9 protein-coding genes are annotated in these 10,778 nt (G+C 55.4%); 3 read left to right on the top strand and 6 right to left on the bottom strand.

Features of this window, described 5'->3' with window-relative positions:
- Nucleotides 1–524 precede the first annotated feature (524 nt).
- From Q2B33_RS20805 to Q2B33_RS20790, 4 genes are all read right to left on the bottom strand, one after another.
- Nucleotides 525–2,156 carry an ABC transporter substrate-binding protein gene (locus Q2B33_RS20805; protein ID WP_300564410.1) on the bottom strand — a complete coding sequence of 544 codons (1,632 nt, stop codon included), beginning with the start codon at nt 2,154–2,156 and terminating at the stop codon, nt 525–527.
- A 67-nt stretch (nt 2,157–2,223) separates the two neighbouring features.
- The gene (locus Q2B33_RS20800) at nt 2,224–2,754 is read right to left on the bottom strand and encodes a carbohydrate ABC transporter permease (protein WP_300914223.1); all 531 of its coding nucleotides are present in this window, start codon (nt 2,752–2,754) and stop codon (nt 2,224–2,226) included.
- A gap of 110 nt (nt 2,755–2,864) precedes the next feature.
- Nucleotides 2,865–3,275, bottom strand: coding sequence for a hypothetical protein (locus Q2B33_RS20795; RefSeq protein WP_300564414.1), 411 nt, complete (start codon nt 3,273–3,275; stop codon nt 2,865–2,867).
- Between the two features lie 21 nt (nt 3,276–3,296).
- On the bottom strand, nt 3,297–4,208 hold the full coding sequence (locus tag Q2B33_RS20790) for an ABC transporter permease subunit (protein WP_300791978.1): 912 nt from the start codon (nt 4,206–4,208) through the stop codon (nt 3,297–3,299).
- 230 nt (nt 4,209–4,438) lie between these two features.
- On the opposite strand from Q2B33_RS20790, the gene Q2B33_RS20785 reads away from it, so the two are divergent.
- The 3 genes from Q2B33_RS20785 (at nt 4,439) to Q2B33_RS20775 (ending at nt 8,654) form a co-directional block, all read left to right on the top strand.
- Entirely contained in the window at nt 4,439–5,557 is a 1,119-nt protein-coding gene (locus tag Q2B33_RS20785; protein ID WP_300564418.1) for a helix-turn-helix domain-containing protein, read from the top strand.
- 144 nt (nt 5,558–5,701) lie between these two features.
- Nucleotides 5,702–7,552, top strand: coding sequence for a sensor histidine kinase (locus Q2B33_RS20780; protein ID WP_300914222.1), 1,851 nt, complete (start codon nt 5,702–5,704; stop codon nt 7,550–7,552).
- A 232-nt stretch (nt 7,553–7,784) separates the two neighbouring features.
- Complete coding sequence (locus tag Q2B33_RS20775) at nt 7,785–8,654, top strand: phosphoribosylaminoimidazolesuccinocarboxamide synthase (protein ID WP_300564643.1); 870 nt, start codon at nt 7,785–7,787, stop codon at nt 8,652–8,654.
- A 70-nt stretch (nt 8,655–8,724) separates the two neighbouring features.
- Here the strand turns inward: Q2B33_RS20775 and Q2B33_RS20770 are convergent, their stop codons facing one another.
- Together Q2B33_RS20770 and Q2B33_RS20765 are read right to left on the bottom strand one after the other, a co-directional pair.
- Nucleotides 8,725–9,963, bottom strand: coding sequence for an MFS transporter (locus tag Q2B33_RS20770; RefSeq protein ID WP_300791976.1), 1,239 nt, complete (start codon nt 9,961–9,963; stop codon nt 8,725–8,727).
- A 174-nt stretch (nt 9,964–10,137) separates the two neighbouring features.
- Nucleotides 10,138–10,778 (bottom strand): TetR/AcrR family transcriptional regulator (locus Q2B33_RS20765; RefSeq protein ID WP_300823091.1); only part of this gene is annotated, 641 nt, incomplete at its 5' end.

Below are 10,778 nucleotides of genomic sequence, written 5' to 3'. Positions count from 1 at the left end.
ATTTGCCTGTTCCGTAAATGCAGTATCCCCTGTAATTGCCTCCATCATATCACACAAAGCTTCCATATGGACAATATCCTGTCCCTTTCGTCTCTCGAAATTCCCTTCATTGAGGTAATCCGCTACAAATCCCATATCACTGGTGAAGCGGCTTCTGATTTCCAAAGGCAGGTTGTTACATCTTTTTCTTCCATTCTATACCTCCCTTGTTCAGTTGCCTGGGAGCCTCTAAAAAACTCCCGCATATAATTTTGAAATTGAAGCAGGAATTTTCCGATCTGTCCGAAGAATAGAACCGATTACAGAATAACCTTGGATGAAAATCTGCTCTGTATTTATCCTACCATATCGTGATATGTTTTTCAATAGAGATATTGACAAAGGTAGGTCTGATATAGGATCACAAATGTAAACCGGCGGATTATGAGATATCCCATAATCCGCCGGCCTATATTCATGGCAGAAATCATGCTTAAGCTTATTTGCGGTCAGCCCCTGCTGCCGTTACAGTTATCCTCTTCCGCCTACTTGCCCTCTGCCCACGCGTCAATCTGTGCCTGGACCTCTGTGAGGATTCTTTCCAGACCGTTCTCTTTCAGCTTCGCATTCATTTCGTCAATCATCCGATCCACAGCCTCGGAGGAACCATGCCTTCCGCCCACCAGATTGCCGTAATATTCGCTTACCACATTGTTGCATGCGGAGAGTTCGTTCTCAATGGGCGTTGTGTCCAGCACAAATCCCATATGGGCTGCCAGAATCGCCTCGTCATTGTACTCCGCCATCTTCTGGAGCATGATGCCGTCCGGCCCGCCGTAGGATTCCGGCGCGTCCACAATGGTCAGGTTGCCGTAGAACGGGCCATACCACTGCAGCCATCCCACATTTGCCACATCCGCGTTGCGGTTCGCCAGCCGCATCTCCCCGTCCGCGTCCTTCTCCCAGTGCTCCCCCTCCACGCCGAAGCGCATCAGCGTGGCGAGATAGGGATCTGTGTTGAACAGCTCTATCGCCATCATCGCGCGCTCAGGATTCTTGCTGTTGGCGCCGATAGCAGTCATCGCGCCGGTGTAGTTGCCGCCGTCTGTCCAGACATCATCGAACACCACAAGCTTCGCGTCATAGTTTTCCCCGAACAGATGCTCGTCTATCCAGGTATACCCCCATGATACAATCAGCAGGGTGGAGGGCTCCGCCAGCAAGTTGGTCTCAAACACATCGGTGTCATATGCCAGGACGCCTGTCTGCACCAGGCGCTGCTTGGCCAGGCAGGCCTCTCTGAAGGCATCCGTCTCAAAGTAATTGAATACCTTGTCCGTCCCAAGCTCCCGCGCCACTTCCTTTCCGGGAATGTTGCAGACGGCAAACTCACCGGCTCCAAAGCGCTCCAGCGCTACCCAGTACGGACAGATTTCGCCGCCGTCCATCATCAGAGGCATGTGGGCATATTCCGGAAATCTCTCGTTCCGAAGCCTCACTGCCTCTGTCAGGTACTCTTCCATCCCGGCGAAGCCTGCCCACCCCTGCTCCATGTCCAGCCCAAGCTCATCCGCAAGGGTCTTATTATAGATATAGCCTATGATATAGCAGTTGTCCTTCAGTACCGGGACGCCATAGATATGGCCGCCCACCTCCAAGGATTCCCAGACTCCCTCGCCAAACAGGCTCTTCACATCTGAACCATATTCGTCCCAGAGGGTATCGATTGGGAAAAAAGCGCCCATATTCGCATAGTTGTTGTAAGGGACATCGCTGTTGACCGTAATGAGATCCATCTCCTCTCCCGACATCAGCTTCGTGGGAACGTTTTCCAGATAAGCTCCTATGGTCATGGGGTTCAGCACTACCCTGCAGTTTAGCTTCTCTTTAAAATACTCGTCTAAAGCCGCCTGAATCAGGTCCAGATCCTTGATGTTGTCAGGCTGGTAGGACAGTGCGTCCCACTTCAGCTCCACATATTCCAGGTCTCCTGCACCTGCTTCCGCCTCCTCCGAAGTTCCCTCCTCGGTAGGCTGCGCCTTGCTTTCCCGGGATTCCTCCCGGCCGGGCTTTGAAGCCTCCTTCGGCCCCTCCCCTCCCGGGCGGCCTCCGCAGCCGCTGAGCATAGCAGACATCATGGAAACCATGCACATCAATGATACTAATTTCCTTTTCATCTTTCATCCTCCTGTTCTTGTTCATAGCGACATTTATTGCACCACCTTTGAAAAAAGCGGAATACAATCATTCCTTGATGCTGCCCACAGTCAGCCCCTGTACGAAATATCTCTGGAAAAAGGGATACGCGAACAATACAGGCACTACGGCCAGCACCGTGCAGGCCATCCGCAGATTCGTGCCCGGCAGGCTCTTGAGCATGGCAAGCCCTTCAGGCGTGGATACCACCGCTGAATTGGACTTCAGGTAATCCACATTGTTCTGGAGCTTCGTCAACAGTGTCTGCAATGGCACCAGCTTATTATTATCTATGTACAGCATTCCCATAAACCAGTCATTCCATCTGGCCACGAAGCTGAACAGGCCGATGGTGCCCAGCCCTGCCTTGAACAGAGGGCACACAATCCGGAAGAAAATCGTGAAGTGGCCTGCCCCGTCGATCCGGGCGGAGTCGAACAGCGCTTCCGGTATGGACGATTTGATAAAGGTGCGCAGGATGATGACCCAATAGGCGCTCAGCAGTCCCGGTATCAGCAGGATCCAGAAAGTGTCCCTCAGATGGTAGTAGCGCACAATAAACTTCCCCGGTGCAAGCACTCAAACACCACAGGGGTGTTTGCCTCCTGCTTCGCAGGAGCGGGGTATTCGCCCCAACCTCGCTACGCTCGGTGCTAGTTTGCGCGATGCAAGCATCGGGGAATGTACCCTCAATGATTCAAGATATAGGAGGGCACCAGTCCGCCTCCGAACAGCATGGTGAAGAACAGGAACCATGTCAGGCCCCGTTCCAGCCAGAACCGCTTCTGGCAGATGACATATGCGTACATCGCCATGATGAGCAGTCCCAGCGCAGTGCCGAACACCGAATTCGCAATGGTGACAATGTAGGAATACACCAACTGGCTCCCCATCTTGAAAGTGTAGTAATACCCCTCGAAAGACCATTCCAAAGGGAAGAAATTGTATCCCACCTGGCTTATGCTGTCCGTGCTGGAGAAGGATATGATTACGATCAGCAGCACCGGCAGCAGAATCAATAAGGCAACGATTCCCAGCATCAGGATAAAGAACAGGTTCCATGTCCGGCTTATCCGGTTCAATTGTCTCTTCTTTTTCATAAGCGCCCCTTTCCCTGTGCTTCAAAACATAGCGCTGTCCGGATCCACCTTGGATACGATCCTGTTGGCCAGCAGCACGAATACAAAGCCCACCACTGACTGGAACAGGCCCGCAGCCGTTGTCATCCCCAGATTCACCTGGTTCTTCAGCCCCCGGTAGATATAGGTGTCGATTACATTGGTAACAGGGTACAGCGTCCCGCTGTCTTTCGTCACTGTATAGAACAGGCCGAAGTCCCCGCGGAAGATGCCGCCCATGGCCATGATGAGGGAGACCGCAATGATGAACCGCAGATGGGGGATCGTGATATAGACAGCCTGCTGGAGCCGGGAGGCCCCGTCCAACATGGCGGCCTCATAGTAATCGCGGGAAATCCCGGAAATCACCGCCAGGTACATCACGGCCTGATAGCCCACGCCCTTCCAGGCATTGATGAATACCAGAAGAGGCGGCCATATGCTGATTTTCTGATACCAGTCCACCAGCCCCTCCTGGCCGAACATCTGGAGAATATGGTTCACATATCCGTTGGAGCGCTCCAGAAAAGCCGCTGCGATGATTGCCACCACCGCCCAGGACAGGAAGTACGGCATCATGTAAATCGTCTGGAACGCTTTCGCCAGCCTCCCTGAACGCAGCGAACTGAGCATCAGGGACAATATCACCGCAATCACCATATTCAGGAAAATAAATACGATATTATAAAGAACCGTATTTCTCGTAATAATGAATGCATCCGATGTGGCAAAGAGGAACTTGAAATTGTCGAGCCCGTTGAACGGAGAGCCGAAGATTCCCTTCTGCACGTTGTATTTCTTGAATGCCAGAACCAGCCCTCCCATGGGCAGATAGCTGAAAAGAATCAATAGCGCCACCCCCGGCAGGGCCATGATGTAAAGCGGTATATCTTCTCCTTTGAATCTTCTGGTCATTGATTTTAGCTTCTTCAAAACATCCTCCATCCTTTCGTCATTATGCTCATCGCGATGTGATATCAACGAATTCAGTATAGCACAATGCCCTTTTAATCAAAATAGATTACTTTTGGATGCTGATGTTTGAAATTTTTACTTCTTCCGTGGAATCTGCCGTTCCTCCCATTCCCTCCCATCTTGACGAAAAATAAATCGCCTGATAAAATGAACGCAGAAAGGAAACACCTATGTACACCCTACTCCTAGTCGATGATGAAGAATTCGCCCTGGCCGCCCTGCGCCATGCCCTGCCCTGGGAAGCATATGGCTTCAGGGACATCCACACCGCCGCCTCCTCCCCCGATGCCTGGGAAATATTGACAAAACAGCGGATAGACGCCTGCTTCATAGATATCCGCATGCCCGGCATGACCGGGCTGGAGCTGTTGGCGGAGGCGCAGCGCCAGAATCTGGAGACCCTTTTCGTGGTGGTCTCCGGCTATTCCGATTTCTCCTATGCCAGACAGGCCATCCAGTTTGGCGTCCTGGACTACTGCCTGAAGCCTGTGTCCGAGGAGGAATGCCGTCCTGTCCTGGAGAAGCTGGCCCGCCACATCCCTCTGAACCGGATCTCCCATGACCCTGCCTATGTCTCCAGGCTGCTGGCGGAAGAGGCGTTCTGCTGGGACTTCCTCTCCGCCCTGACAGCCAGCGGCTCCGGGAAGCTTGCCCTATTGCTGGTTCGCGGTCCGGAGCCCGGCCAAATCCTGGCAGCGGCGGATTCCCTGCTGCCGGCCAGAGTCTTTTTCCTGGGGGAAGACGAGGCATTCCTGATCTGGGGGGATGCCCCGGAGGAAGACGCTGTCGTCTCCTTCCTCGAGGCATGGGAGCAATCCACCCTTTTCATATATGGGACTATCTCCCCGGAGCCTGCGTCCTTCCAGAATGCGTTCCGGCGCATGCGCGTCATCTGCCATTCCCAGAGCACTGCTCCCACAGGCATCGTAAGGCTCCCCTCCGTCAATGAGGAGACGGCCGCCTACCTCGCCAATGTCCTATCCTATATAGAGGAGAACTACGCCAGCCGCCTGACTCTGCAGGACCTGGCCCGCCAGTTCGGAATCAATTACAGCTACTTAAGCCAGTTGTTCAAGAAAGCAACCAACCAGACCTTCGAGAAGCATCTTGCCCATATCCGTCTGACCCATGCCTGCAGACTGCTCTCCCATACCTATATGCCCATTGCCGATATCGCGGAGAAAGTGGGCTTCCGGGATTACCACTATTTCTGCACGGCCTTTAAGCGGTTCTGCTCCATGACGCCCTCCCAATACAGGGACGCGCACCGTAACCCTGCAGACGCCTGACCCGTAACATGCCTAGTACACCGGTGCATGGATTCCCGAGTAATCAGTGTTTGATGTCTCGCCAGGACAAGGCGGAGGAAGGAGGCGATGCGGGGCATCGTCGACTGAAGACAACGCGGTACTGGTGTGGACAGCCAGGGCTGATTGCTCAAGGATTCATGCATCGGGGCACTAGGGCCTGTCCGCACCCCGGGCAGGCCCGGAAAGGAACCTGAAAGCATGCACCTCTTCCAGAAATACTCCCTGACCAGAAGAATCTACATCCTGTTCTCCCTGACCATCGCCCTCTCCCTGACCACATCTCTCATTTTTTATTTCATCTCCTACCGCTCCATGCAGCAGGAGAAAGCCCGCAATGTTGAGAACGTCTGCCTGAATCTGGTACAGAATACGGAGGACATCGCCGCCTCCGTCATGCTGATGTCCGAGACCATCTCCACCACGCCCTACACCCGTTCCATCCTCACGGAGACGAATCCTGCAAAAAAAGTGTCCCCCCGGCAGTTCCTGAACCGGCTGATCACCAGGCTGATCAAGAGCAACTCCCACATCCACAATATCCTGCTCCTGGACAGCCAGGAGTCCATATACAGCTTCCGCAGCTTCGACTATTCTCTGGCGGACAGGCTGAATCAAGAGTACCGCATCCTCTCCCCCGGCGCTTATCCCGACGGCTTCACGGGGGCGCTCCGCCTGTCCGATGAGGATACGGTGTATTATGCCTATATCCAGACCATTTATGACGACAGCACCGTCTCCTCTGTTAGAAAGGAAATCGGCACCTGCGTCATCATCTGCTACTGCAGCCCTCTGAGCACCCTCTGCAGCAATTCTGCCACCTCCCAGGAGTCCCTGTTCGCCATTCTGGATGGGGAAGACCAGATTCTGGCCTGCAATCAGGAGCTTACAGCCGCCTACCGGACGCTGGACGCCCCCGATCCGAAAGACTGCCTGCTCCTTTCCCATCGCACTGCCTCACCCGCAAACTGGCGGCTGGTCTGTGCCGTGCCCTACGGGGAGCTTTATTCGGAGCTGGGGCTGATCTCCCGCCTGGCGGCCCTGCTCATCCTCATCCCTTTCCTGGCCTTCCTCCTGCTGGCCCGCCAAATCAGCGCCAACGTCACCTCTCCTCTGACGAAAATCGTGGACTTTCTCGGGAAAGACTCCTACTATATCCTGCACCACTCCCTGGAGACAAAGGGAAGCGCCGAAATCGCCACGCTCACTGTCAACATCAACCGGATGCTGACCGAAATCAACGACCTGAGCCACACCGTACTCCAGAATCAGGCCCATATGTACGAGACGGAGCTGGCCAAGAACCAGGCACGGCTTCTGGCCCTGCAGACCCAGATCAACCCCCATTTCCTCTACAACACCTTAAGCGCCATCCAGGGCATGGCCTATCAGAAAAAGAACGCTGAAATCTGCACCGCCGTCACCGCCCTCTCCTACATGATGCGCTACAATGTCAACGGGGACAGCATGACATCAGTGGAAAGCGAATTCCACTGCATCGAGAAATATCTGCAAATCATAGCCCTGCGTTTCCCGGGCTGCTTCCGGTTCCGTCTCCACATGGAGGATGGGACGGGCGACTGCCAGATGCCCCGCTTCCTCCTGCAGCCTTTGGTGGAGAATGCCGTATCCCACGGCCTGGAGCCCCGCCAGCCCCTGCATGGCACCCTGACCCTGACGGCATCCCTGCTGCCCGGCTCCATCCTCCATTTCGAGTGCAGGGACGACGGAATCGGCATCCCACCGGGAAAGCTGGAAAATCTGCGCCGGGAGATCGAAGAGGCTTCCATGGTCTGCGATACGCAGCCGGAAAAGCACGCAGGCATCGGCCTTCCCAACATCCATATGCGGATAAGGCTCATCTACGGAGCCCCCTACGGCCTGCAGATCTCCAGCAGCCGGGAAGGAACCTGTGTGTGCGCAGACTTTCCCGTAAGCTCCGGGGCCAGCGCCCGGGCGCCGGTTCGAGGCACCTGACCGCAGTTCCCCCCTCAACTGCCCAGTGAATTCTTTTTCCGGATTCTCCTGCCGCGTTATTGTGCTTTCCGGGCATCTGTGCTAAACTTAAGTGCATAAAGCTGATACAGCAGGCCCGCGGGTCAAGTGTGCAAAGGGCTTCCAAGCGTGCCGCCGCAGGCGGCGTGACGGAAAGTTTGAGGACTTTCACAGCAATCGTTCATTAACAGGCAAAGGAGACAAGAACATGAGCATTCAAGAATGCAAACCCATCAAAGAAGGCAAGGTACGGGAAATCTACGACAACGGCGACAGCCTGATCATGGTGGCCACGGATCGGATCAGCTGCTTCGATGTGATCCTGGACAACAAAGTGGACAGGAAAGGCACCGTGCTGACCCAGATGTCCCGGTTCTGGTTCGACATGACAAAGGACATCCTGCCCAACCACATGATTTCCGTGGACGTAAAGGATATGCCGGAATTCTTCCGCCAGGACAGGTTCGACGGCAACAGCATGCTCTGCCGGAAGCTGGAGATGATACCCGTGGAGTGCATCGTCCGGGGCTACATCACCGGAAGCGGCTGGGCCAGCTACCAGAAGGACGGCACTGTCTGCGGCATCACCCTGCCGGAGGGCTTAAAGGAATCCGACAAGCTGCCGGAGCCCATCTACACCCCCTCCACCAAGGCGGAGATCGGCGACCATGACGAGAACATCTCCTTTGAGCAGAGCGTGGACTACCTGGAGAAGCGCTTCCCCGGCAAGGGGCAGGAGTACGCGGAGAAGCTCCGTGACTACACTGTCGCGCTGTACAAGAAATGCGCCGAGTACGCCCTGGCTCGCGGCATCATCATCGCCGACACCAAGTTCGAGTTCGGCCTGGACGAGGACGGCAATATCGTCCTGGGGGACGAGATGCTGACCCCGGACAGCTCCCGGTTCTGGCCTGCGGACGAATATGAGCCCGGCCACGGCCAGCCCTCCTTCGACAAGCAGTTCGCCAGGGACTGGCTGAAAGCCAACCCGGACAACAACTGGGTGCTGCCCCAGGACGTAGTGGACAAGACCATCCACAAGTACCTGCAGGCCTATGAGATGCTGACCGGGAAGCCGCTGTAGGAAAGCGCAATAGGAAATTCCCCATACATAAGCAGTATGGGGAATTTCTTTCTATTCCCGCCCGGCAGGCTCACAGCCTCCTGAACACCTTCCCCGCCCCAAGGGCAATGGCCAGGGACACCGCGCCGGAAAGGAAGACAGGTATGTATTCTGTCCCTTCACAGACCTCAAACAGAATGCCGTACATCGCATTGCCCAGAGGCTGGGCGCACATGGAGACGGTGAGGATGACGGCAATCACCTTTCCGATCAGATTCTGGGGCGTCTCCTTCTGGATAAAGGACATCATCTGCACGGAGAACATGGTGGAGAACACCATGACGGCGAAGCAGCACAGGGTCAGGACCATATATGTCGCCATCGCGGAGGAGGACAACAGCAGCGCTGCGCCCATGGGAAACACGCTGACAGCGCAGGCAATGATGAGATTGCCGACTCTGCGGACTGCCAGCTTCTTCGCAAACAGGCCCGCGCCGATCCCCCCGGCAAGCCCTCCCGCTGCCAGCGCGCCCTGGGCGAAGCCGTAGAGCCGGTTGGCCTGCGCCGTCTCCAGATCAAGCACCTCCGTCACCAGGTAGGGCAGCGCCACCACGATCATCGCGGACAGGAACAGATTGATGCCGCAGACCGCCAGCAGGGCCTTCCCGATCACAGGCTTCTCCTTCCGGATAAAGTGCACACTCCTGGCGAAATCCGCCCTCACTGTCCGTAGGATACCGCCCTCCGAGCCCTGTCTCTGAAAGGGTATCCGGATGAAGATCTCCATCACCGCCGACAGCACAAAGCATACCATGCAGACCCAGAGCACAGGCTCCAGGCCATAGGCGCTGTACAGCATGCCCCCAAGCACAGGGCCGACCAGGGAGGCCAGGGAGCTGACCGCATTGATCACGGAATTCGCCTCCATAAAGCGCTCCTGTCCCACCAGCGCGGGGATGCTGGCCTGCACCGAGGGCTGATATGCGCCCGCGATCCCGTACAGGAGCATCAGCGTCACTGTCAGCAGGAGGACGAGATTGCCTCCGCCCATCAGCAGGGTGAACCCCAGAATCACTGCCGCCGTAAAAAAGTCCAGCGCCACCATGATATTCCTTTTATTCACCCTGTCCGCCACAATGCCGCCTATGGGAGACAGCAAAATGGCCGGGACAAAGGCGCAGGCCGTGACAGTTCCGTACAGGGCCGATGACCCCGTCAGGTTCAACAGGTACAGGGGCAGTGCGAACCGGATGGTGGCATTGCCGAACAGGGAGATAATCTGGCCGATGACTACCAATGTGAAATCCTTTGAAAACAGTTTTTGATTCATTTTGAAACCTCCGTTTTTGTTTTTTACAGGCGGCTATCCCGCCGTTGCTCCCGGAAACCCGCTTTGCTCCTGCTAACAGATTATAATCTGATTTTAAATACCGTCCGACGGTATGTATGAGGCCTAAAAGATATCTGCCCGTCTTTCAGGGCAGATCAACGCCATTATATCCTGTCAGCTCCTGGCCTCCTGGTAGATGGCCGTCAGCTCCCGCAGCCTCTTCAGCATCTCGTCATCCACGATATCCAGGCCGAAGCCCCGCAGCATCTGGCCAAATACCATGAACTTCCGGCAGGACTCCTCCACGGAGCTGTCGAATATCATGGGATTCATCCACACATTCGCCGCCAGCAGAATCAGCTCCGCCAGCTGCTCCGGGTACTCCGTCTTGATGGTACCGTCCGCAATCCCCTGCCTGATGATCGGCAGGATATAGTTCGGCGCCACTTCATCGATGGTGTCGTGCAGCAGGCTGAACAGGAGCTTAGGGTTGTCATGGAAATTGGGGGCTACCGTAAAGATATCGTTCTGCACAGGGCGGCTGATGGACTCCTTGAAGATCCGCTTCAGCTTCTCTCTGCCGCTTAGATTTCCGCAGTCGCGGATATCGGCCAGCATCTGATTGGACTGCGCCGTCATCCTGTCCGTGACAGCCATAAGGATATCGTCCTTTGACTTAAAGTGATGATAGATGGCCCCCTTGCTGAGCCCCCCCAACCGGTCGATGATGTCCTGTATGGAAGTGCGCTCATACCCTTTTTCCATAAACAGGCGGAAGGCAACGTCCAGTATGAGCTGAACGGTTGGGGGGGCTC

Origin of the sequence: uncultured Acetatifactor sp. (genome assembly GCF_948601915.1) — a bacterium.
Lineage (GTDB): Bacteria > Bacillota > Clostridia > Lachnospirales > Lachnospiraceae > Acetatifactor.
The sequence above is the reverse complement of the archived record's forward strand: the minus strand, read 5'-3'. Positions and strand labels throughout refer to the sequence as shown.